This window comes from Pseudomonas cyclaminis (assembly GCF_015163715.1).
Lineage (GTDB): Bacteria > Pseudomonadota > Gammaproteobacteria > Pseudomonadales > Pseudomonadaceae > Aquipseudomonas > Aquipseudomonas cyclaminis.
In genome coordinates, this window is the sequence record NZ_JADDUM010000091.1 from 1 (window position 1) to 25433 (window position 25433).

Consider the following 25433-nt stretch of genomic DNA (forward strand, 5'->3'; position numbering starts at 1 on the left):
GAGCGCTGCAGTGTGCCAGGCAGCCCCTGAGCTGTGTTTTGGGGCTGCTTCGCAGCCAGCGCGGGGCAAGCCCGCTCACCACAGTTACAGTGTTCCTCCTTAACTGACTGGCATTGGGGCAAGCCCTCTCCCACATTTGACCGGCTGTGTCTGCAGGACCGGTGAACTGCTCACCCGCTCATCAGCACTGGCTGATCAACTGCTTGAGCACCGTCTTGAAGGTTTCGATCTGGTCCTGGCTGAACTCGGCAAACACCTTCTCCTGCTGCTCCCGCGCAATCGCCCAAAGGTCTTCGGTCTGCTCGACGCCGGCAGCGGTGAGGCGTACGCCGTGTTCATCGTCGTCCACCAAGCCCTTGCGCTTGAGGTTCGCCACCGCATCCTCAATCTCCCGCACCGGCATCGCCACTTCCCGCAACAGCTCGCTGGGGCTCAGCCTGGCATCATTCTCCAGCACCATCAGCATCCGCGCCTCGTTGGTGCGCAGGCCGGTAGACAGCTGCCGGGGCTGGTAGCTGGATTGGTAGGCGCGCACCGCCTGGGTCATCAGGTAGTACAGGTTGTGGCGCAGTCGCCCTTGGAAATGGCTGCTCGGCGGTTGGCTTTCATCACGCCTGGTCATGCGCGTATGGGGCAGGACCATCGAGTACGCGCCCTGATGGTAGAGCAGCGGCGCGCGGCCGAAATCGTCGAAGGCCACCACCTTGCCGATCATGATCCAGTGATCACCGCCATCCACTTGCTGATAGTTCTCGCAGTGAAACCGCGCCGAACAATCGGCGAACACCGGTGCGCCACCCGCCCCTGGTTCGTACGCGATCTCGGCGAAACGATCGTCCTTGGGTCGCGCAAAATTGTTCGACAGGTCAATCTGGTCCGCCGCCAGCACGTTGACCGCAAAATGGCTGGCCTGCTCGAATACCTCATGGCTGTTGGAGCGTTTGTCGAGGCTCCACAGCACCAGCGGCGGGTCGAGAGACACCGAGTTGAAACTGTTGGCGGTAACACCCACCTGGCGCCCGTTAGAGTCGGCGGCGGTGACCACGGTGACGCCCGTGGCGAAGTTGCCCAGGGCGCGACGAAAGGCCCGTGGATCGAAGGTCGATTCAGACATGCAAGACTCCCGGGCTGCGTCAGGCGCAGCCCTGATTGTTGTTATCAAAAACCGCTTCAGATCATGCTCGGATCGGGTTCCAGGCCCATCAACTCGCGGCCGAGGATCTGCGCGCAGACGTCGTAGTCGGTGTAGGCATGGGCGCCGGTCATGTGCGAATCGCGGAACAGGCGCTGCATCTCATTGTGTTCGAACCAGGCATTGCCGCCGGAGGCTTCGAACAGGCGGTCCACCGCCTGGATGCACATCTTGGTGGCATACGCCTGGTTGGTGCGCCAGAACGCCAGGGTTTCGCGGCTGGGGTAGCGTTGCTGTTCACTGTGCTCGGCATGTTCGGCCCAGGTCTTTTCCAGAAACGCCCGCGCAGCGCCGACCTGGTGCGTCGACTCGGCCAGCCGCATTAACGCCGGAGTCGCCGCACGACCGCAGCACCCGTATAGGCACGCACCCGCGTCCTGGTCTTTTCGCGGAACACCTCCAGCATGCGCTCGGCGACGCCCAGGCTCACGGTGGAAAAACCGCTGGCGAAATACGGACGGTACGGCGAGTAGAACACCTTGCTGTCGGGGTACAAGCCGAAGCCTGCGGACTTGCCCTCCATCATGTCCTTGGCCTTCTGGATGCGGTGCTCCGGCACGAAAGCCTTGTCGATGATCAGGGTCTTGGTGCCGCTGCCTTTCATGCCCGCCGCAAACCAGTCATCGCGGATCTGATAGTCGCTGCGCGGCAGTACCGCAAAGCAGTAATCCTGAGTACCTTCGGCATTGGGCCGACGGAACCCGACAATCGCCCATTCAGCGTGGTCGCAGCCGCTGCTCCAGCCCATCTCACCGCTGAACAACACACCGCCCTCGACCGCCTCGGTACGCCCGAACGGCGCGATACTGCTGCTGGCCGTGGCATTCGGGTCGTCGCCCCAGACTTCCTGCTGCAATTGGGCCGAAAACAGGGCCAATTGATGACTGTGGGTGCACAGCAAGCTCATGGCCCAAGCCGTACTGGCGCAGGCACCGGCGAGCAACGCAATACAGTCGGCAAACTGTGGCAGCGACAACTCCATGCCACCGAACGCCTTGGGCTGGAATGCACGGTGCAGGCCGATGCCTTTGAGCAGCGCAATATTCTCGGCAGGCACCTTGCGGTCCTGCTCGGCCTGGAAGGCATTGGCGGCGATGGTCGGCAACACGGACTTGAGGTCTTCGAGGAGCGGGTTTGGCTTTTTCATGGATGGCCCTGCTTATTATTGGATGTCCGGGCAACCCCATGAAGCGAGGCGTGGCGCCGGATGCAGGGCCAGTATGGAGCGCGGGTTGCTGGCCGAACATGCACCTTCCAGAGTCAAGATTGTACTTTTCACAGGGCTGGCAGCCACAGACATAGCGCTCGGCAGGCACAGTCAAGCCGGGCACTCCCGTGAGGATTAACCTCGGGGCTTTCTTTGTTCGCGATCAGGAAAACCCCATGAGCGATATTTCACTGCTGCCTCAGGTCGACGCCTTTCTCGCTCGACAACACGCGCTGTTTATCGACGGTGGCTCTGTGCAAAGCCACTCCAGCGGCACGCTGGACGTGATCAACCCGGCCACCGGCCAGGTCATCGCCCAGGTCGCCGACGCCGACCCGGCCGATGTCGATGCGGCTGTAGATTCGGCGCGTCGTGGCTTCAAGCAGTGGTCCCAGGTGGCACCGGCCGTGCGCGGCAATGTGCTGCTTAAACTGGCCGACCTGCTGGAGCAACACCGCGAAGAACTGGCGCAGATCGAAACCTGCCAATCGGGCAAGATCATCCAGATTTCCCGCGCATTCGAAGTCGATCAGGCCGCGCATTTTTTGCGTTACTACGCCGGCTGGGCCACCAAGATCAGCGGCCAGACCATCACCCCGTCGCTGCCCTCCTTCGCTGGCGAACGCTACACCGCGTTCACCCTGCGTGAGCCGGTCGGGGTGGTGGTCGGCATCGTGCCGTGGAATTTTTCGACCATGATCGCCATCTGGAAGCTCGCCTCGGCGCTGGTGACCGGTTGCAGCATCATCATCAAGCCCAGCGAGTTCACGCCGCTGACCATCCTGCGCATTGCCGAACTGGCGATTGAAGCCGGCCTGCCTGCCGGTGTGTTGAACGTACTGACCGGTGGCGGCCTGGTGGGCAAAGCCCTGATCGAACACCCTGGCACCAACAAAGTGTCATTCACCGGCTCCGTGCCGACCGGGATCGCCGTGGGCCAGAGCGCCATGGGCGCCGGACTGACGCGCACCACCCTGGAACTGGGCGGTAAAAACTCGGCCGGGTTCCTGCGCGATGTGGATCTGGACAAGGCCGTCAACGGCATCATCGAGGCGGGTTTCCTGCATTCCGGGCAGATCTGCGCCGCCGCCGAGCGCTTCTTTGTGCATCGTTCACAGATCGAAGCGGTCATGGACTCACTGGCCAAACGCCTGAGCACCCTGAACATCGGTTCGCCCCTGGACGAACGCACCGAATTCGGCCCGGTTACCAACCGCCAGCATCAACTCAAGCTCGGCGAGTTTTTCGCCAAGGCCCGCGCCGAAAACAACACCATCATTCACGGCGGCCACCTGATCGACCGTCCGGGCTGTTATGTCGAGCCAACGATCATCCTCGCCAACACCGTCAACGACACCTTGCTCAACGAGGAGACCTTCGGCCCGATCGCCACATTCTTCCCCTACGACAGCGAAGAGGAGTTGCTGGCCTTGATGAACAACACGCCCTATGGCTTGAGCGCCAGCCTCTGGACCAACGACCTGGGCAAGGCCCTGCGCATGGTGCCTGCCATCGAAGCCGGTACGGTGTGGGTGAACATGCACACGATGCTGGACCCGGCGGTGCCGTTTGGCGGCAATAAATCCTCGGGGATAGGCCGGGAGTTCGGCAGCGCATTCATTGAGGATTACACCGAGCTGAAATCGGTGATGATTCGATACTGAGCCCGACCGCGACATTTTTCGATTTTCATGTGACGGCTTTTGCAACTCTGGCGATCAAACAACGCTAGAGTATTTGCTGTCTCACATAAGGAATTGACAGATGTTCATCGGACGACTCGCCGAACTGACCGGCTGCACCCCAAAAGCCATTCGACTGTACGAGCAAATGGGCCTGATCAACGAGCCGGAGCGTGAGGGGCGGTATCGCCTCTACAACGCTCACCACCTGGAAATCGTCCACCTCATTCGCAAAGCGCAGATGGCCGGTTTCAAGCTGGCCGAGATGAGCCCGCTGATCGCGGCAAAAAACAAGTTGAAGTCCTTTCCGCTGGCGTTGGCCAACCAGGCCGTCGACGACAAGCGCCGGCAGGTCCAGGAGCGGATCGCCGAATTGCAGGCGCTTGATCTTCACTTGATTGAGCTCAAAAGCGAGATGAACTCAATGTTTGCGCCTCGCCCTGTGGCGGGTGTTCATAAGGTTGATGCGCCTGTTTGTACAGATAAGCAAACGCTTGCCCCAAGGCCACGTCAGGCGGCCGCGGGTTGAAACCCAATTCGTTTTTTGCCTTGGTGATATCGTATTCCTGCGCCACGTTGTGAAACAGGCGCACCTGGCTCAAGAGCAACTGGGCGGGTTTGCCCGTCCACTGCGCCCAGCGTTCCTGCAGCCAGGCTACACCCAGCAGCAGCCAGCGTGGCGCTGAAACGGGTTGGCGATACCCTGGCGTGTGGGTGTTGGCGGCCGTGATCAAATCACTGAGCGGTGACGAACGCAGATTGGCCAGGATGTAGCGCTGCCCGGCCCGGCCCTTTTCAGCGGCACGTATCATCCCGTCGGCCACGTCACGCACGTCCACGAAGTTGAAGCGAAACCCAGGGTCAAAAGGCAAATGCCGCTGCCGGACCGATTGAAGAAATCCCATGGTATCCGTGAGGTAGCCGGCATTGGGGCCCACCATGGCCGAAGGCAATACCGACACCATGTTCAAGCCCAGCGTCTGGGCGCACTCCCAAGCCGCCTGCTCGGAGAGAATCTTCGACTTGTAGTACGCGTTGTCGCGTTCCGTATTCCAGTGCGTCTCATCCAACGCCGTCCCATCATGCCCGACGGCGGCCACCGAACTGACGTAGACCACACGCTGCACGCCCGCACGTGAAGCCGCCGCCAGCACGCGCTGCGTGCCCAGAATGTTGGGCTCGACAATCTCGGCCTCTGGGTTGCGAGCCCAATGTTTGAACACCGCAGCCACTTGAAACAGCACCTCCACGCCTTCCAACGCCTTGTCCAGGGCGGCACCGTCCAGCAACTCGGCATACACCAACTCGCAGTCCAGCCCAGCAAAAGGTGTGTGGTTATGGATGTCACGAACGCCGGCCCGAACCCGATAGCCCTGATCGAGCAGCGTGCGCACCAGCGTATTGCCCAGATGGCCGTTGGCACCCGTCACCAGACATAAACCTTTCACAGGAACTCCTTGTTGGCAGCGCGCCAGAGTGTGCGCTTGGCTAAAGCATACGAGGTGTCCCATGGGACAGAGTCAAGTAACCATTGGTACGTTAGTTCAGTTTTTTGTTTTCAACGCCCGCGACACATTTAGACACATCTATATGAGCCATTAAGCCAATTATTATTTTCGGGCAGTTATGACACGAACGTTCCAAGTTGAAAAAAACACCATATAAAACACGGCTTTGATCATCTGTCCCTTAGGACAGATGGCACCGTTTTAAACCAAAAACATTTCGAAGCACTCTTATTGAGTTAAGTAACGCGCACTGATAGCATTTCGACACCGCTGAAATATTGCGCTTTTCGACTGATCATGCATGGACGCTTCAATGACGCTGAACACACAACTTTCACCTCATCACTACCTTTCGGATGAGGGTCTGAAAAAATTGAGCCAGGACAACACTCGTTTTATCGAATACAGCATCGTCATCGCTTCTTACAACTACGCCCATCTCTAGCTTAACGACAATACGCCACCCGTTCATAACGCTCTGATGCAGGCGAACATCGCCCTGTAACCCGTGCGCAGACGTCATTGATACACATAATAATATTAGAGCTAGTTCTAAGGCGCCCCCATGTTCAAATCACTCATATTCTCGGCATCCGTGCTGCCTATGCTGGTGCTCGCTGGAGAATTCAACTCAGATTCAAGAGTGTCTTATCAGACGGCTGAAAACATCGCCGAGGGTAAACTTTCAAAGTCCGAAACACGCTTCTACAACTCGCTGTCCTACGACACCGAGTCGCAAGCACGGCTGTTTCTCTCCACTCGCCTGCGTTGGAACATGAGCGGCCAACTTGAACCCGGCGAACCGGACCAGACGGCGCTTTCCCCCATCAGCGATGGGCGCAAGATCTATGACAACTACCCTTTCCAGTTCGACCTACGGGAACTCTACTACCGACAAGCGTTGGGCGAGGAAGGCACGGTCACCCTGGGCAAACAGCAAGTGGTCTGGGGCCAGGCCGATGGCGTGACGGTATTGGATATCGTCAACCCGATGAACTACCGCGAATTCATTCTCGAAGACCCGGAGGAAGCACGCATTCCGACGTGGATGGCCAATGTCGTGGTGCCTGTCGGTCCTTTCGACATGCAGGTGCTGTGGATTCCTGACCAGACCTACACCGACTTCCCCAACTACAACGAAGGCGAGTTCGCCATTCGTTCACGTCGACTGATCCCCGCCGCCCCCGCCGGACTAAACCTGCCGGTCCAACGCCAGCGCGCCGAGCGGCCGGACCGCCCCATCAAGGATTCCGACGTGGGTATTGCCCTCACGTCCAGCGTCGACTCCTGGGATTTTTCCCTGAACTACATGTATCACTACAACGATGCGCCGTTCTTCGAAACGCAGATGGTCATGACCGGCACCGGCCCGGTGATCAATGTTCGCGAACGTTATGAAAGAACCCACACATTCGGCGGCAGTGCCAGTACTTCAATCGGCGACTATGTAGTGCGTGGTGAATTGGCGCATGCGACCCAGCGTTCAGTCATCGACTACGACCCGCGCAGCCAAGATGGCCGCTTTCAAACAAACGACACCAGTTATGTACTCGGACTTGACTACTACGGCGTCGCCGAAAGTGTCTTCAGCGCACAGTTCTATCAAAGTATCCTCGGTGAAACCACGGACTATCTGCCGCGTAAAAAAGTCGACAACATAATGACGTTCCTTTATCGAAAGGACCTGCGTCATCAACGCGACAGTTTTGAAGCCCGCTGGCTCACCAACAACAATGACGGTGACGGGCTGTTTCGACTCCAATATGCCTCCAAACTAACGGAAAGTATCAAGGGCACTGTTGGCCTGGATGTGTTTTACGGAGACCGCAACGGTTTATTCGGACAATTCGAAAACAACGATCGCCTCCAAGTCAAACTCGACTTCTACTTCTAATACCTGACGGCCAACGTCCCCAGACATACTTGGGAAAGACTGCCTGCGAGAATAAAACATGCTGACCATCAACCATACATTCAGCCAAGTACTTAAAAACAACACTGCCCAATGGACGTTCGCTGACACACAGCAGTCGTACTCCATCGAAGCCCTCGGCACGCTCGTTGACAAGTACGCGGCAAAACTGGCCACTCAAGGGTTGCAGGAGCAGGCCCGGGTCGGCTTGATCCTCAATAACAGTATCGAGTTGGTCGGCTATCTGATGGCGTGCTGGCGACTCAACCTGGTCGCGGTCCCACTGCGGACCAAGTCCGGTAAATATGTGAATTACGCCGACTTCCTGGCGGGCTGCAATCAGTCGTGCAGTTTCCAACTGTTGTTGTGCGACAAAGCGATCAGTGCCGAAGATATTGCGCTGTGGCGCACGGCAACCGGGCTGAATATCCACTCGGAACCGACGTTCGACCCACCTGCCCTGCCCACCCCGCCGCGGGTCGTCGAGGCCACGCCGCAGGACATGGCGATCATTCAGTTCTCCTCGGGCAGTACCGGTTTCCCCAAGGGCGTGATTGTGACCCACGCCATGATCATCAATCAGCTCCAGCACATCGAAGATTCCCATACTGCCAGCCGCCACGGCGCCAGCGTGCAAAGCTGCGCCTCGTGGACGCCGATCCACCACGACATGGGCCTGTTCACCGGCGTGCTGTTCCCGATGTTCCGCGGCTGCAACCACCTGCTTGCCACCCCGGATTACTTCATGCGCAATCCGGCCCGCTGGTTCAAGCTGTTGTCCGAACACAAGGTCGATCTGAGTTTTTTCACCAACTCTGCGCTGGTGGCGGCCCTGCGCACGGTCAAACGCTTGTACGACGATGAAACCATCGACCTCTCCCGCCTGCACATCTACATCTCGGCAGAAAAAATCAGTGCCCTGGTACTCAGGAAAGTGCAGGAGCGCTTTGCCCCGCTCAAACTCGCCGCGGAGCATATCCACTCTGCCTACGGCATGGCGGAAAACAGCTTGGGCGCCAGCGCGAGCAAACTGGGCACACTGAAGATCCTCGCGGTGAACATTGGCGCCGATGGTGATGTGCGCCTGGCCGCCGATACCGACGAAACCCGCATTGAACTGGTGTCCTCCGGTGAAGCCAACCCTCGCCACCAGATCAGCGTGCGCGATGCCAACGACCTGCCTCTGGCGGATCTCAAGCTCGGTGAAATCAATATCGAGAGCGACTGCCTCACGCCGGGCTACCTGAATATGCCCGAGGCGACCCTGGCCAAGCTCAAGGACGGCCGCCTGCGTACCGGTGACCTGGGTTTCATGCATGAACAGGAGCTGTATTTCTACTCGCGCCAGGATGACCTGATCGTGATTGGCGGCAAGAACATCATCCCCGAGGACATCGAGGAAACCATCGAAGGGTTTGACTTTGTACGCGCGTCCGGCAGCGCGTTGCTGTCGATCGAAAACACCCATACCGGTCTGATGGAACTGCACCTGGTGCTTGAGGGCGACGCCAACGACACCGGCAGTGAACTGGCGAGAAAACAGCAAACCCTGACCCTCGCCGTGCTCGACGCCCACGATGCGCTGCTGAACCGCGTGCACTTTTGCCCCAAGGGCAGCATCGAAAAAACCTCGAGCGGGAAGAAACGCCGGCGTGTCATTCGCCAACGCTTGATCGACAAGCAATTGGTGCCTTTTCAGCCAGCCGCTACCGGGGCTTGAGCCTCACGCTATTTCACACGGAGAAGTGACCTGATGAACGCACCCGCCGCTGATGCACTGGATTACACCCCACCACCGCTGTCGTCCGTCACGCGAGACGCCGTTGGCGATTGGATTTTCCGCTGGCTGCTTGATCGCGACTACAGCGAGAACCTGTCGATGTCGATTGATACGCCGTTTTCCGAGGTGGGTATGACCTCCATGGACGCGGTGGAACTGGCCGCCGAGCTGTCCCTGGTGTCCAACGTACCGCTGGACTCGACGATCGCCTGGCATTACCCGACACCCGGTGAGCTGGCGGGTTATGTGGCTGACACGGCAAAGGCCGGCACGCCTGCGGCCCACTCGTCGATCCCGCTGGCCGAGCCTGCCGTCGACAAGGCCGGCCTGGCGCAGATGGATGAACAGGCAATGATGGCATTGCTGGAGAGTTTGCTCGGCCCCAAGAGCCCCACTGTCCAACGTTGACCGTCGCAAGCGGCGCACTTGGCGCCGCTCAAGACCTGCACACCGCTAAAAATCCCTGAACGACGGGCGGCCATTACGGCAGGCCGGTCAGCCCGTGGCCACGTTTTGGCGATACGCACCGCTTTTTAATCACCCTGTTGCGGGTGAAGACTAACTTCTTGAGATCAAAACAATGACATCGACAGACGCTAAACCCACGGAAATCAAGGAGCTTCTGGAAAATTCTGTCTATGAAATCCTCAATCTCAGGCAACAAGTCCAGCACCTGCAATCGAATCTGGATGAACCGATCGCCATCGTCGGCATCGGCTGCCGGTTCCCGGGCGGCGCGACCACACCGCAAGCCTTCTGGCAGCAACTGAAGAACGGCGACTGCGCCGTGCGCAATATCAGCGATGAACGCTGGTCCGCGGACGATTATTTCCATCAGGACGCCGGCATGGCCGGAAAGATCTACAGCCAGCACGGCGGCTTGCTGGACAACATCGATCACTTCGACGCCCAGCTGTTCAAGCTGCCGACGCACGAAGCCAACCTGATGGACCCCCAGCAGCGCCAACTGCTGATGGTGTGCTGGGAAGCGTTGCGCGACGCCAACCAGAACCTCGATGAGTTGAAGGGCAGCAAGACCGGGGTGTTCCTTGGCATGAGCACCAACGACTATGGGCGCCTGGCCATCGACCCGCTGACCCCAAGCCTGATCGACGCCTATGCATGCCTGGGCAATGCCCAGAGTGTGGCAGCAGGACGGGTGTCGTACCTGTTCGGCTTCCACGGGCCGACGCTGGCCCTGGACACCTCGTGTTCGTCCTCGTTGCTCAGCGTGCACCTGGCCTGCGACAGCTTGCGCAACGGCGAATCGAGCATGGCATTGGCCGGCGGAGTGAATGTGATTCTCGGCCCGGAAAACAGCATCGGCCTGTCGCGCATGCAGGCCTTGTCCCGCCAGGGGCTGTGCCGCACCTTCGATGCCGAGGCCGACGGTTATGTCCGCGGTGAAGGCTGCGGTGTCGTGGTGCTCAAGACACTGACCCAGGCACGCCTGGACAATGATCATGTCTACGCGGTGATCCGTGGCTCGGCGGCCAACCACGATGGCGCCAGCAACGGCCTGACGGCACCCAACGGGCGCATGCAGCAGGCGGTGATCGAAGCCGCACTCAAAGAGGCCCGGGTGAGTCCCGAGCACATTCATTACGTCGAGACCCACGGTACCGGGACGCCCCTGGGCGATCCAATTGAAGCCAACGCGTTACTGCGTGCCTTACGCCGGGACGCCGCAGGCGTGCCGCTGCTGATTGGCTCGGTGAAGACCAATATCGGTCACCTGGAGTCCGCAGCCGGCATTGCGGCCTTGATCAAATTGACGCTCTCGCTCAAGCACAACCTGATCGTGCCGCACCTGCACTTTTCCACACCCAACCCTCATATCAATTGGGCCGCGAACAACCTGGTGGTGCCTACCCAAAGCCAGGCCTGGCCACAACAGGACACGCCCCATTACGCCGGCGTCAGCGCATTCGGCCTGAGCGGGACCAATGTCCATATTATCCTGTCGTCAGCGCAGGACGATGGCCCGTCGGACGCACCCGACACTTCCCCCGGCATCCTCAGTTTTACCGCTTCCTCGGCGCAGACGCTCGCGCTCACCGCTGCGCGCTGGGAAACCTACCTGCGCGACACCACACACGCATTCAACGATGTCTGCCTAAACAGCACCCGCTACCGACAGGCAGCAAAACACCGCTTGGCAGTAGTGGCCGATACCGCCCAGGACGCCAGCCAGTTGCTCGCGCGATTTGTCGCTGGCGAATGCCCGGAGGCGGTTTATCAAGGTGTTGCGCCAGGCAACCCGATGACCCCGAACCTGATGTTCTCCGGCCAGGGCGCGCAATACATCGGCATGGGCGAGCAGTTGTATGCCAGCCAGGCGGTGTTCCAGGAAGCCCTGGACCAGTGCGACGCGCTCTATCAGCGTGAAGTCGGCCACGGCATTAAAGACGTGCTGTGGGGAAGCCGCGCGGCAGAGCTGGCCGAGACCCATTACACCCAACCGGCGATTTTCTGCCTTCAATACGCGTTGACCCGCCTCTGGGCCAGCCTGGGCATCACCCCGGCAGCCGTGATCGGGCACAGCCTGGGCGAGTATGCGGCGGCGTGCGCGGCCGGGGTATTTTCCTTGGAGGACGGGCTCAAACTGATTATCCAGCGCGGCCAGTTGATGACCGCCCTCACCGCCCCCGGCGCCATGCTGGCGGTGCACACCGAGCGCGAAACCCTTGAGCACCTGTTGGTAGCGTTTGCCGATCAGGTCTCGATTGCCGCGCAAAACAGCCGCCATGACTTGGTGATCTCCGGCCAGGCCACGGCGATCACGCAGATAAAACACCAACTCGATGAACAAGGCGTACGCAATACGCCCCTGGCGGTTTCGCGGGCGTTTCACAGCAGCTTGATGCAACCGATGCTCGAAGCGTTTGCACGGGTGGCCGCGCAGGTTCGCTACAGCGCACCCACGCTGCCGTTCTATTCAACCGTACTGGGGCGACGCGTCGACCATGAACTGTGCGACGCCCAGTACTGGGTCCGTCAGATTGCCGCCCCCGTAGAGTTCCATGCCGCTCTCCAGGCTCTGCTGGCGGAGCAACCGCACCTGCTGCTGGAAGTCGGTCCGAGCGCCACGTTGACCGACCTTGCCCGTCGCGAACTGGCCGCTGACGATACGCGCGCGCTGCTCGCCTCGTTGCACAAGGGCCACGATGACAACCGCATGCTGCGCAAGAACCTTGCGCAACTCTATGTCCACGGTGGGCTGTCCACCCTCCCCGCGCCCCAGGCCAATGTGCGCAAGCTGGCGCTGCCGTTTGAGGCACTCGACGAAAAACCCTACTGGTTTGAAGGCGGCGCGAAACCTGCCGTCAAACGCCGTGCAGTTGCCTCGGCGACGGCACCTGCCGGGCAGCAACTGTGCGTCCACCGCCAATGGCACGCCACCGGCAACTTCCGTGAACATCGACAGCCCCTGGACGGCCGCTGGCTGCTGGTGTGCGATGCCCCTGAGCTGATCGAAGCGATGCAACACCCGGCGTTCACCCACGTGCTCGCCAGCGAACTCGCAACGCTCGACCGTTTCGCGGGCGCGTCATTTGATGCCGTCCTGTACCTCAGCACGTCGACCAGAACCGACGCGGGGCCGGCCGCCGTCGAGCATGTCCAGGACTTCGCCACCCTCGGCACACACCTGTGCGCCTTGCCGTGCCTCGCGCCGAATGCGCGTTTCGTCGTCGCCCACTGCAACCCGAGTCCGACAGCCCGCTTGATTCACAGCACCAGCGTCGGGCTGGTCAAGACCCTGGCGCAAGAGTTCACACACCTGCGGTTCAGCCAGGTCGACGTGCTGCCCGGCCCGTCGCTGGCTGAAGATGCTCTGCGCCTGCTGGATTGGCTCGCCGCCCCCGCCAGCGCCGCCGTGCCCTTTGAAGTGCGCCTCGACAAAGATGACGCCTACGAATGCCGCCTCGTGGACCTCGCCCCTGCACAGCCGACGCCGCTGGTTATCCGGGCCGACCGCAGCTACTTGATCACCGGAGGCCTGGGTGCCCTTGGCCTGGAGATTGCCCAGGGCCTCGCGGCCAAGGGCGCCGGCCAGTTGCTGCTGGTGTCACGACGCAACGCGCTGGACGTTCACCAACAGGCCATTGTCGGCCGGCTGCGTGAACAAGGCTGCGATGTCAGAACGGTGTCCATGGACATCAACGACAGAGCCGCCCTGGCCGGGTTGATCGCCGAGTGCGGGCAGGCCCTGTTGCCGCTGGCTGGGGTCATCCATGCGGCCGGCGCACTCAACGACTGCCGGCTTGACGGCCTGAGCCGCGACGCCGTGGCCGCGATACTGGCGCCCAAGGTCGCGCCCGCCTGGCACCTGCACGAACTCACCGCTCACCTGGTGCTGGATTGCTTCGCACTGTTCTCTTCAGCGTCCGCCGTGTTTGGCAACTACGCCCAAGGACCGTATTGCGCCGGCAACAGCTTCCTGGATGAGCTGGCGGTGTTTCGCAACGCCCAAGGGTTGTCGCGACCAGCTACGCCTGGGGCCCATGGGCCGGTGCCGGCATGGCCAGCACCGACGCAACCACTGCCGCCGCGCTGGCGGCCCAGGGCCTGGGCCTGATCGCGCCTGCCGAGGGGCTGAAGGCGTTCTTTACCCTGTTGTCCGGGCCACACCACAACCCGCTGGTGCTCAACCTGCGCCAGGGTGCCCTGGCCGCGTTCCAGCACACGCCTTCCAGCCCTGCGCTGATGCGGCTCTACAGCCAGTCGAACGCCAAGGTGCCGGCGTCTTCAGTCGAGCCTGCGGCGCAACCTCCATTGCGTACCTACGTTGACAGAATGCGTCCCCTGCCCCCGAGTGACGCCATCGAACGCCTGTTACGCGAGAGCATCGCCGAGGTCTCAGGCAGCCACGAAGGCGAGCACTACAACCTCGATGCGCCGTTGGTCGAGATGGGCCTGGATTCCCTGATGGCGGTGCAATTGCGCAATCGGCTATCGACCCTGACCGGCGAGACATTGCCGGTGAGCTTGCTGTTCGACTATCCAAGCCTGGGACAACTCACCGGCTACCTGCTGTCGTTGCTCAAGGAACCCACCCCGCACGCCATCGAGGCCAACACCGCCGTTGCATCGGCGCAGCAGGACATTGCAATTATCGGCATGGGCTGCCGCTACCCCGGTGGTGTAACCGACCCGGCATCGTTCTGGTCGATGCTGGTGGAGGGCATCGATGGGGTGGGCGAAGTCGGCAATGCGCGCTGGAACAGCGCGGAGTACTTTGACGCAGACCCCGACGCCCCCGGCAAAATGTACAGCCGCTGGGGTGGCCTGCTCGACGACGTTACCGGCTTTGATAACGGCTTTTTCAACATCAGCAGCCAGGAAGCCATCAGCATGGACCCCCAGCAGCGACTGTTACTGGAAGTCGGTTGGGAAGCCCTGGAACACGCCGGCGTACTGCCGTCGACGGTGGAAAAAGGCGGGATTTTTGTTGGCTGCGGCCCCAATGAGTACAGCCACATTCTCAATGCGCCGGGTGCTCCCGAGACCAGCGCGTACTTCGCCACGGGCAACTCGATCAGCGTGAATGCCGGTCGCCTGGCGTACTTCCTCGGTTGGGAAGGCCCCGCCATTGCCATCGATACGGCCTGCTCATCCAGCCTGGTCAGCGTTGCCCTTGCCTGCCAGAGCCTGCGCAGTGGCGAGTGCACGGTGGCACTGGCGGGCGGTGTCAACCTGACGCTGTCGCCCCACACCAACGTGGCGCTGTCCAAGGCCCGTATGCTGTCCCCTGACGGACGCTGCAAAACCTTCGACCAGGCCGCCGACGGCTACGTGCGCTCCGAGGGCTGCGGCCTGGTGCTGCTCAAACCACTGGACGCCGCGCTGCGCGATGGCGACAACGTACTGGGCGTGATCAAAGGCAGCAGCATCAACCAGGACGGTCGCAGCCAAGGCCTCACCGCGCCTAATGGCCCGGCACAGGAACGTGTGATGCGCGCCGCCCTGGCCAACGCAGGCGTCGCACCGCATGCCGTGCAATACCTGGAGGCCCATGGCACAGGGACGCCCTTGGGCGACCCGATCGAAATGCGCTCCATCGAGGCTGTCTATGGGCAGCGGGCCGACCTTGCTCCGCTGTATGTCGGCTCGGTCAAGACCAACATCGGCCACACCGAAGCCGCCGCCGGCGTGGCCAGTCTGATCAAGCTGTCGTTGATGCTGCAACACGGCACCATCGCGCGCAATTTGCACCTGAACCGGCTCAACCAGCATTTCAGCGCGGATATCCTGGGCGATGCGCCCAACGTCGTGGTCGCCGACCAACTGCGCCCGTGGCCGACGCAGGCACCTGCCATCGGGGCGGTCAGTTCGTTCGGTTTCAGCGGCACCAACGCCCACCTCGTGCTTGCCCAAGGGGCCGTTGCGCCCGTAGGACTGCCAGCGGCGCAGGACAACAGGCCCTATCTGTTGCCGCTCTCTGCGCGCACGCCGACCGCGTTGACCGCACTCAAAGCCAAGTACGCCAAGTGGCTGCAGCACAGCGACGTGGACCTTGCCAGCCTGTGCCACAGCGCCAGCACCACGCGTGCGCATTTCGAGATCCGCCAGGCATTCGTCGCAACCTCGACACAGCAGTTGTGCGAGCAACTGCTGGCGCCTTCAACCCGGGTGCCTGCGACCGACCTGCGCGGCACAACGGGTACCGCGTTCCTCTTCACCGGCCAGGGCAGCCAGTACCTGGGCATGGGGCGCACGCTCTACGCCCAGGAACCGACATTCAAACAGGCGCTGGATGAATGCGCGACACTCATGCAGCCATTACTGCAAGGCTCGATCCTGGACGTGATGTGGGCTGACGATGCGCGCCAGTTGAACGACACCTACTACACCCAGCCGGCCTTGTTCGCCCTGCAATATGCCTTGGGCAAACAATGGATGGCATGGGGCGTGATGCCCGCCTACGTGCTCGGGCATAGCGTGGGTGAATACGCGGCAGCCTGCCTGGGCGGCGTGATGTCCCTTGAGGATGGCGTGCGCCTGATCTGTGCCAGGGCCAGGCTGATGGTCGAGCACTGCGAGAAAGGGTCGATGCTGGTGGTGCATGCCGACCACGCGACCACCCAGGGCCTGCTCGATGCCCTTGGCGATGTCACTGACACCCTGGCTATCGGTGCCCGTAACGGCCCGGCGAACACTGTGGTCTCGGGCTGCTCGCTCACCCTGCAACGCCTGATCGCGCTGTGCGCCGAACGTGACGTGGACGCCCAATCCCTGCGCGTCTCCCACGGTTTCCATTCACCGCTGATGGCGCCCATGCTGGAGGCGTTCCGTGCTGTGGCGCAGGGCATTGCGTTCCAACCATCGTCCATCACCTTCGTGTCCACCGTCACCGGCACCGTGCTGAAGGACGAATACGCCTGCGCTGACTACTGGGTTCGCCATGTCCAGGCGCCTGTGCTGCTCGACACGGCGCTCAACACCCTGCAAGGCTTGCAACCACTGGCCGGGCTGGAAATCGGGCCGTCCACCCAATTTATCGGGATGGCCAGACGCTGCCTCACTGACTCAAGCATCTGCTGGTTGTCGTCCTTCAAGGCAAAAACCTGTGATCGCCAACAGATGTTGGACGCTCTCGCGCAGCTGTATATCCGCCAGCTCACCCCGACCTGGCCGCAGCTGTTCGCGCCGCAACACGCCCGGCCGCGCCTCACCCTGCCGACCTATGTCTTTGAGCACCGGCCGTTCTGGCCCAGGCACGATGGCCAGCATTTGTACCCGTCGCGCCAGCCCCACAGCCAAGCGCAACACCCAGATTTGCCCAAACTGGGGCAAAAGACCGCCAGTGCCACGGGCGATGTGATCTATCAATTGAAGTTTGGCGGTGAGACGCCCTTTCCGATAAATGACCACCAGCTCTACGGCACCACGGTCATTGCGGGCGCCACGCATTTGGCCATGTCCGCGCTGATTGCCAAGGACCTCGAGATTGCCCTCGGGTACGAACTCAGCGATGTCACCTTTCCCGGTGCCATGGTCTTCGCGACCGATGAGGTCAAACACTTCCAGTACATCGTTTCGCGCCAGAAAGGCACCGTCGATATTGCCGGCTACAGCCGTACCGAAGGTGCTGAAGGCGCCTGGCAACATAACTTCGCCTGCACCCTGGCTGAGCCGTCTGCGGCAAACCCGGCAAAAGCTCGGACCGTTGACCCGCAGTCCCTTGTCCAGGGCCTGGACCAGCAACTGGACGGGCTGGCGTTCTACCGTGAAATGGCGGCGGCCGGGTATGAGCTCAATGGCTGTTTTCGCTGGGTGGAACAGATCTGGCGGCGCCCGGGTGAAGCACTCTCCCGCCTGCGTCAACCGGGCAGCCTGGAGCAAGGCTACGTCGTCGCCCCAGGGTTGATGGACGCGTTTTTCCAGACCACTGCGGCGGCCTCCTATGAGGCGCAGTTCAGCCTGGCGGGGCGCGATACCCTGTACATCCCTTTCGCAATTGACGCGCTTGAGGTGCTCCAGCAGGTCAAGGGGCCGCTCTGGTGCCACGTGGTGTGCCTGTCCCCGGCCCCCCTGAACGCCGCCGATGCCGCGCTTGAGGCCTACAGTCATCGGGTCAGCGTGTACGACCAGCAAGGCCGGCCGGTGGTGGTCGTAGAGGCGCTGCGCAGCAAGCGGGCACCCAAGTCGGTGCTGATCGACTCACTCAAGCAACAGCGCTCGCTGGCATATCAGCTCGACTGGGTGCCGGCTGTCGCCGCTGTCGAACCGGCGCGCCCGGTATCGACGACGGCCAACCCGCTGTGGGTGATCCTGGCAGACAACCACGACCACGCGCCGGAGCTGCAACAGCGCTTGCAGCGCCTCGGCAAGCGGGTGCTGTGCCTGAGCGCCGACGGCACGCTGGATGGCCACGCACGCCTGGAACTCACGGCGTGCCCGGCAGCCTGGCCGATGTAATCGAGCCGTGGGCCCAAGGGCAGTTGATCGAGCACGTCATCGACCTGCAAGGCTTGAACCGGCCGGCCGCCGGCCAGGAGAGCCTTGCGGAACAACAGCGCAACCTGCTGCTGCCCATCCTCGCACTCCAGCAGTATTGCCTGGGCACCGGAGCCGAGCCGGACTGGACCTTTGCCGTCAGCGGCATGCCATTCTTCACGGACTTGCCACCCCTGCCAGCCATGTTGCGTGGCCTGAGCAACGTCATGGGTGAAGAACACCCTCAGGCGCGCAGCCGGTGTGTCGACCTGGGCGCCAGCACCCCGCAGGAACGCATCGACCACCTGTTGGCCGAACTGGCTTTGGCGGATGACGAGCGCACTGTGCGCTACCTCGACGGCACCCGTCAGGTCGCACGGCTCGCCGCCCTGCCCCTCGACACCGACGCGGCGCACCCTGCCGCATTCAGTGCTGAGCGCAGTTACCTGATCACCGGCGGGCTGGGCGCCATCGGGCTCAGCCTGGCCGACCTGATCATCGAGCGCGGCGGTCGCCACCTGGTGCTGGTGGCGCGCAGCGTCAACACTAAGGCGCTGGCCCCCTACCTTGAGCGCTGGCAGGCGCTGGGCGTGTCAATCCTGGTCAAGCCCTGCGATATCGGCGACTGCGACCAGGTCACGCGGTTGGTGCAGGAGATCGACCGCAGCTTGCCCGCCCTCGACGGCGTGTTTCATTGCGCCGGGGTCCTGCGCGACGGTTTGCTCGGCGCCCAGTCCTGGGAAGACTTCCAGGCTCCACTGCACGCCAAGGTGGACGGCGCCTGGTGGTTGCACCTGGCGACGCGGGAGCTTGGCTTACGTTGGTTCGTGCTGTTTTCTTCCGCCGCGACGGTGTTTGGCTCGCCGGGCCAGGGCAACTACGCCGCAGCCAACGCCTTCCTCGATCAGTTGGCACTTGACCGGCGTACCCAGGGCCTCGCCGGGCTCAGCGTCAACTGGGGACCGTGGGATGGGCAAGGCATGGCGCACAGCGTCGCCCGCCAGGCCAACTTCCAGCGTGCCCCCGGGATTGGCCTGCTGGCGCCTCGTCGTGCCCTTGAAATGTTGTTGAGCCTGGCCGGCACCGCGCAGGCCAACCCGACCGTGATCGACATCGACTGGAGTCAGGTTCACAACTCGATCAGCGAAGGTGCGCAGCGCTCGACCCTGGCCAACCTGATCAGGAAACCCGTCAGTGAAAGCGCCTACCTCGCGGAACTGGGCGTGCTGCGCAGCGACTGCGACGACCTGACGCCTCCTGAGCGCCAGGCCTATATCGAGCAATTCGTGCTGCGGGTGGCCCGGGACATCATGGCGCTCAATGAGCACCAACGGCTGGACGTCAACGAACCCCTGCAATCGGAAGGCCTGGACTCGCTGATGGCGCTGGAACTGCGCAACAAACTGGCGGGCATCGTGGGCAGAAAGCTGCCCGCCACGCTGCTGTTCGACTACCCGACCGTGCGCAGCATGAGCACCTTCATTCTTGAGCAGTTGTATCCCGTCGCCGAGGACGCCCGCGTCCTCGCTCCACCACCCGCCTGCGCCGGACCGGTGCACGAAGCACACGACAACTTCAACCACCTGACCGACGCAGAACTCATCGCCCTCCTGGCGGATGAAGCACTTTGAGCCGACACGCACGCGAAAAGGGAATGCCAGCATGACGCAACACAACGATAGCCGCGCGCTCATGGAGAACGCGCTGAAAAAAATCAACCGGCTCAACGGTGACATCAAGGCACTGGACGAGCGTGCGCACGAAGCCATCGCCATCGTCGGCATTGGCTGCCGCTATCCGGGCGCCGACGCCGGCGTCGAACAGTTCTGGCGCAACCTTTGCGAGGGCGTGGACAGCGTGTCGCCGCTCACCGATCAGCGCTGGGACCAGCAGCGCTTCTTCGATGCGCAGGCACCGCGCCCGGGTAAGACCTACTCGCCGAATGCCGGGCTGCTCGCCGATGTGCTGCGGTTCGACGCGCAGCTGTTCGGCATCACGCCCCTTGAAGCCGAGTGCATGGACCCGCAACAGCGCACGTTGCTCGAAGTCACCTGGCAAGCCCTGGAAGATGCCGGCATGGCGCCCGACAGCGTACGCGGCGCGAATGCCGGGGTGTTCACCGGCATCATGAACAAAGATCACTCCGACTTGCTGGTGCGTCACTTGAGCCTCGATGAAATCGCGGCGCATATGAATGCCGGCAATCACGAAAGCGTGCATTCGGGCCGCGTGTCCTACACCTTCGACTTCAAGGGACCGTGCCTGACCCTCAATACCGCCTGCTCTTCCTCGCTGGTCACAGTGCACCTGGCCTGCCAGAGCCTGCGCCTGGACGAGTGTGATTTCGCCCTGGCCGGCGGCTGCAATGTGATCCTTGCGCCGACCACCTCGGTGGCCCAGTCGCAGGCCATGATGCATTCGCCGCAAGGCCTGTGTAAGGCATTCGATGCGGCGGCCAATGGGTATGTGCGTGCCGAAGGCTGCGGCGTGGTGGTACTCAAGCGCCTGTCCCGGGCAGTGGCGGACGGTGATCATATCTATGCGCTGATCCGGGGTTCGGCGGTCAATCAGGATGGCCTGAGCCAGGGCATCATGGCGCCGAACGGCCCCTCGCAGGTGCGGGTCATCCGCAGCGCCCTGGCGAATGCGCGGGTCAACCCCAAGGACGTCGGGTATGTCGAAGCGCACGGCACCGGCACCAAGCTCGGCGACCCGATCGAGCTGCAATCGTTGGGCGCCGTCTATGGCCGCGCGGCGGGACGTGACAGCGCACTGCGCGTCGGCTCCCTCAAGACCAATATCGGCCACAGCGAATCAGCGGCGGGTGTCGCGGGCATCATCAAGGTTGCCAAAGCGCTGCAGCAGGGCGAAATCCCGCCGCAGTTGCACTTCAATTGCGTGAACCCGTTTGTCGATCTTGACGATGAAAACATCGCCATCTGCACTGATCGCCAGGCCTGGCCGTCCGGCACCGGCGCCTCACGCCTGGCCGCCGTCAGCTCGTTCGGCTTCAGCGGCACCAATGCGCACATCGTCATGGAGTCGTACAACCCGGCACCGAGCCCACCGCCGAGCGTCGAACAGCGACCACACCTGTTGTTCATCAGCGCCCGGGAAACGCTCGCGCTCGACACCTATGGGTCGCAGTTGCTGGCATTCCTGGAGGACAGTGATGAGCAGGTACTGGCCGATATCTGCTACTCGCAAAATGGCGGGCGACGTCAGTTTGAACAGCGGATTGCCGTGAGTGGCAACAACCGCGCCGAGCTGATCCACGCGTTGCGGCGCGCCCTGGATGGCCCGCGCAGTGCCGCGCAGCCGGTGGAAGGAGCTGGCCAGGTCGGCTGGGTGATGGGCACGCTCACCGCCTCGGACCGGGAGCGCTACCACGCCTTGCGCCAGACCAGCCCGGCGTTCCAATGTGCCTACGCAGCGTGCATCGAAGCCGCCGGGCGAACACTGGCCATCGACCTCGAATCGCCTGCGCTGACCCCACAGGCCCAGCACCTGGCCGACGCGGCACTGTTTTATGGTCACGCTATGATGTGGCGCTCATTCGGCGTGCAGCCGCGCTGGATTGTCGCCCAGGGCGCCATGCAGGGGATGGCCGCCGTGATCGCCGGCAATCTTCCATTGGACAAGGGCCTGCAGCGCATCGCCGCCGCAGCCGAACAGGTCGACGCCTGCGCCTATGTGTATCGCCCCGGCCCTGAAAGCGCGCAGCCTTATGTCGCGCCAGAGATGCTGGCGAAAGAGCCTGTGCAGATCGTCGTTACCCTGGGATCACTGGATAACCCGCTGGGGCGTTCACCGACCGCGGCACACGCCGCACAACCCATCTGGGGCACAATCGCCGCCACGCTCGCCGCGCTGTACGAAGCCGGCGCACCAATCGTTCCAGCAGCGTGGGATACCCATGCACAACGGCGCAAGTTGCCTTTGCCTACCTATGCCTTCCAGGGCAGCCGTTACTGGCTCAAGCAACTGGATGCCTTGAACGAGAACAGCCTCGAACGCAGCACCGCGTCGCCCACCGCCGAAGCGCTGGCGGCACCGGCCGGCATGAGCACCCGTGACTACGTGATGTACCTGATTCGGCACCTGGCCAAGCTGGAAGACAAACCCTTGGCCGAGGACAGCCTGCTGATTGATGATATCGGTTTCGACTCGCTGATGCTGGCAGAACTGCGCACGCGCATCGAACGTGCATACCCCAGCGCCGGCAAGGTCTCGCTGGAGTTGTTGCACACCCAGAAGCTGGGGTTGCTGCTGGACTTCGTTGAACAGAACGCTGGCACGGCCGAACCACGGCCGGACACCCAGGAGGCAACCCACGCGCTGGATGTCGCGATTACCTGGCTCGCGCAATGGAACAGTTCGGGGCGCCACGGCGACACCCAGCGGATGGACAAGCGCCAGGTGCATAAGTCCAGCGAACGCAACGTACTGCTCGGCGACATGGCAGCCATCGACGACACCGGCTGGTACGCCGCGGAGTTGTTCCATGACGCGGACCACCCATTCTTCTACGAGCACGCCCAGGACCACATTCCCGGTTTGTATTTGATCGAGGCCGCCCGCCAATTCGGGATTGCCTGCACGCACGTGTTCCAGGGCGTGCCTCGCGAATTCCCGTTCGTGCTGGATGACATGCGCATTCGCTTCGACAGCTTTGCCGAGCACGACGCACCAGTCTACCTGCTGGCCCAGTACACCGACCTGATGTTCAAGGACGGGCACCTGCACCGCAGCCACAGCCACTGCCACATCGTTCAGAACGGCGTGGTGCTGGGCACGATTGAAGGCCGTGGGCTGATTCTGCCGCCCGCCGCATACCAGGCCGTTCGCGCCCTGGAAACCACCCATTAACGCTTCCCCGGAGGACTCATTTGTGCCTGATCAAACCCAAGGTAAACCCGTCGTTGCCGTCTTCGATTTCGACCGCACGCTCACCGACCGCCACACGTTCTGGCGGTTTCTGCGCCGGCTGATCGGCGGCCCACGCTTCACGCTGGTCGCCATCAGCCTCATCCCCACGGCCGTGCTCCTGGCTCTGCGGATCATCCCCTTGATGGCCGCCCGTGAAGTGATGATTCGTCGCTGCATGACCGGCGTCAGCGCCGAGCGCTATCGCGCCCTGGGCCTGGTGTTCGCACAGCAGGACATTCCCGGCTGGCTGAACCCCGAGGCGCTCGCGCGCCTGAAGTGGCACCAGGCCCACGGGCACCGTTGCCTGCTGGTGAGCAATTCGGCGGACGTGTACCTGGAACCCTGGGGCAAAGCGGCCGGCTTCGACGCCACCAGCGGTTCGCGCTTCAAGGAACGTAACGGCCGGCTGACCGGGGAGCTGGACGGCCCGCACTGCCAGGCCGAGGAAAAAGTCATCCGTGTGCGGCAGATTCTCGGTAATCCAAAGGACTACGTGATTCATGCCTATGGCGACAGCGAGGGTGATCGCAACCTCCTGGAGATGGCCGAGTACCCCTATTACCGATCGTTCGCACAGCCAGTCCAGTGACCAGGGAGGTCTGAAATGAGCCACACCACCAATACTGCCACACCCGTACTGATCGTCGGCGCAGGCCCGGTCGGGTTGCTGATGGGCTTGCAATTGCAGCGCTATGGCATAGCCCATCGACTGATCGACAAGCGTCTGCAACGCCAGTCGTTCTCCAAGGCGTTCGCCATCCATTCGCGCTCAATGGAAGTGCTCGAAGACCTGGGCTTGCTGGAGCCCTTGCTGGCGCGCGCCGTGCGGGTCGAGCAGATGAACATCTACAGCAACCGCAAACGCCTGATCACCTATGACCTCGGTCAACTCGACGTGCCCTACCCGTTCACGGCCAGCATTCCCCAGAACAGCGTCGAGGAGATCCTCGAACAGCGTTACCTGGCGCTGGGGGGCCAGGTGGAACGCGGCCTGGAGCTCCACAACCTGGTGCAACACGAGCAGGCCGCGCACGCCACGCTGGTGGATCAGCAAGGCCGGCAACAGGATGTGGAGTGCAGTTGGCTAGTGGGCTGCGACGGTGGCACGAGCCACGTCAGAAAGCTGGCGGGCATTGCCTTTGACGGTGGCGCTTACCCACGGCCGTACATCATTGCCGACGGCACGCTGTCGTGGGCCGGTGACAACCACAGCGGGCATGTCTTCACCTCGGGCGACGGCTACATGATGCTGTTCCCGCTGCCCGAAGGCAGGCACCGGGTGGTCATCGATTGTGAAGATGTCACCCTGACCACGGCAGACCTCAGCATAGAACAGGTCAATGCCCGGCTGCATGAGCGCGGCTTCAACGACATCAGCCTGGCTGACCCGGTGTGGCTGTCGGTGACGACATTCCAACACCGCCTCGCGGCGCAGTATCGCCTCGGCCGTGTATTCCTCGCCGGCGATGCCTGCCATGTGCACAGTCCGATTGGTGGCCAGGGGCTCAATACCGGGTTGCAGGACGCCTACAATTTGTCGTGGAAGATCGCCCACGTACTCACGGCACGTGCGCGCCCGGCCTTGCTGGACAGCTACCAGGTCGAGCGCCGTCCAGTCGCCCAGACCGTGTTGAAAAATACCAACCAGCAGATGCGCATGCTCAACCTGAAGAATCCGTTGCTGCGCTTGCTGCGCGACAGTGTGATCCCCTCCCTGGCGACGACCCGTCGCTTCCAGGCGCGGATCATGAAACAGGCCACCGGCTTCCAGATCGACTACGCAACCGGCTCCACGACGCAGTACAGCAGCGGCCCTGCCACTGGCCAGCGCATGCCGGACGGCATGATCGCCGGCAAAGACGCCGGGACCCGGCGCGTATTCGACCTGCTCAAGGGCGCCCATTTCTGCGCGCTGGTGATCGAACCGCGCTCGGCGGCCAGCGTCGCCCAACTGGAACACCTGAGTCGGGCCTTGTACGCCGAGATGCGTCACACCGATTTCCTGCACGCCTACTTGCTGGGCGGCCCCACCACGGCAGCCCTGGCACCGCCCCATGGCTTTACCGCGTCCTATGCCATCGACGATGGGTTGCGCGCGCAACTGGGCGTCGAGGATGGCGGATTGTTGCTGGTTCGACCCGATGGCTACCTGGCGCTGCGCTGCGAGCTGTCGCAGGTTGACGCGTTGAGGGCGTACTTCCAGCAGTTCTATCCCCTGGCCTCACATCCCGAACCGCACGATGGCGTTCGCGCCCCACAACCGATCACCGGTTGACAGGCCCC

The 25433-nt window shown here is 62.2% G+C and carries 12 protein-coding genes and 2 pseudogenes; 11 read left to right on the forward strand and 3 right to left on the reverse strand.

Annotated features, from left to right (window positions below; translation table 11 throughout):
* Nucleotides 1-181: 181 nt before the first annotated feature.
* Together IQK56_RS12830 and IQK56_RS12835 are read right to left on the reverse strand one after the other, a co-directional pair.
* On the reverse strand, nucleotides 182-1114 hold the full coding sequence (locus tag IQK56_RS12830; RefSeq protein WP_122308242.1) for a p-hydroxyphenylacetate 3-hydroxylase reductase component: 933 nt from the start codon (nucleotides 1112-1114) through the stop codon (nucleotides 182-184).
* A gap of 56 nt (nucleotides 1115-1170) precedes the next feature.
* Nucleotides 1171-2339, reverse strand: a pseudogene (locus tag IQK56_RS12835) (p-hydroxyphenylacetate 3-hydroxylase oxygenase component).
* A 236-nt stretch (nucleotides 2340-2575) separates the two neighbouring features.
* On the opposite strand from IQK56_RS12835, the gene IQK56_RS12840 reads away from it, so the two are divergent.
* Together IQK56_RS12840 and IQK56_RS12845 are read left to right on the forward strand one after the other, a co-directional pair.
* Nucleotides 2576-4063 carry an aldehyde dehydrogenase family protein gene (locus IQK56_RS12840; RefSeq protein ID WP_193862410.1) on the forward strand — a complete coding sequence of 496 codons (1488 nt, stop codon included), beginning with the start codon at nucleotides 2576-2578 and terminating at the stop codon, nucleotides 4061-4063.
* Between the two features lie 100 nt (nucleotides 4064-4163).
* Nucleotides 4164-4475, forward strand: a pseudogene (locus IQK56_RS12845) (MerR family transcriptional regulator); the annotation flags it as partial.
* Nucleotides 4476-4485: 10 nt separating this feature from the next.
* Here the strand turns inward: IQK56_RS12845 and IQK56_RS12850 are convergent.
* Nucleotides 4486-5529: an NAD-dependent epimerase/dehydratase family protein gene (locus IQK56_RS12850; RefSeq protein ID WP_193862411.1), complete on the reverse strand. Its 1044-nt coding sequence runs from the start codon at nucleotides 5527-5529 to the stop codon at nucleotides 4486-4488.
* A gap of 625 nt (nucleotides 5530-6154) precedes the next feature.
* Here IQK56_RS12850 and IQK56_RS12855 point away from each other — a divergent pair.
* The 9 genes from IQK56_RS12855 (at nucleotide 6155) to IQK56_RS12895 (ending at nucleotide 25425) form a co-directional block, all read left to right on the forward strand.
* The gene (locus IQK56_RS12855; RefSeq protein WP_193862412.1) at nucleotides 6155-7483 is read left to right on the forward strand and encodes a DUF1302 family protein; all 1329 of its coding nucleotides are present in this window, start codon (nucleotides 6155-6157) and stop codon (nucleotides 7481-7483) included.
* A gap of 58 nt (nucleotides 7484-7541) precedes the next feature.
* Entirely contained in the window at nucleotides 7542-9221 is a 1680-nt protein-coding gene (locus tag IQK56_RS12860; RefSeq protein WP_193862413.1) for an AMP-binding protein, read from the forward strand.
* 33 nt (nucleotides 9222-9254) lie between these two features.
* Complete coding sequence (locus tag IQK56_RS12865) at nucleotides 9255-9689, forward strand: acyl carrier protein (RefSeq protein ID WP_122308235.1); 435 nt, start codon at nucleotides 9255-9257, stop codon at nucleotides 9687-9689.
* A 172-nt stretch (nucleotides 9690-9861) separates the two neighbouring features.
* Nucleotides 9862-13860, forward strand: a complete 3999-nt coding sequence (locus tag IQK56_RS12870; RefSeq protein WP_193901716.1) for a type I polyketide synthase — start codon at nucleotides 9862-9864, stop codon at nucleotides 13858-13860.
* The gene (locus IQK56_RS12875; protein ID WP_193901717.1) at nucleotides 13803-18203 is read left to right on the forward strand and encodes a type I polyketide synthase; all 4401 of its coding nucleotides are present in this window, start codon (nucleotides 13803-13805) and stop codon (nucleotides 18201-18203) included. The genes IQK56_RS12870 and IQK56_RS12875 overlap by 58 nt, the downstream gene beginning before the upstream one ends.
* A complete protein-coding gene (locus IQK56_RS12880) occupies nucleotides 18179-19852 on the forward strand; it encodes an SDR family NAD(P)-dependent oxidoreductase (protein WP_193901718.1) in 1674 nt (557 codons plus the stop codon). The genes IQK56_RS12875 and IQK56_RS12880 overlap by 25 nt, the downstream gene beginning before the upstream one ends.
* Before the next feature lie 31 nt (nucleotides 19853-19883).
* Entirely contained in the window at nucleotides 19884-23090 is a 3207-nt protein-coding gene (locus tag IQK56_RS12885) for a beta-ketoacyl synthase N-terminal-like domain-containing protein (RefSeq protein ID WP_193862416.1), read from the forward strand.
* Nucleotides 23091-23112: 22 nt separating this feature from the next.
* Nucleotides 23113-23739 (forward strand): HAD family hydrolase, encoded by a 627-nt coding sequence (locus IQK56_RS12890; RefSeq protein WP_183140544.1) that lies wholly within the window; start codon nucleotides 23113-23115, stop codon nucleotides 23737-23739.
* Nucleotides 23740-23754: 15 nt separating this feature from the next.
* Entirely contained in the window at nucleotides 23755-25425 is a 1671-nt protein-coding gene (locus IQK56_RS12895; protein ID WP_150677202.1) for an FAD-dependent monooxygenase, read from the forward strand.
* Nucleotides 25426-25433 lie beyond the last annotated feature (8 nt).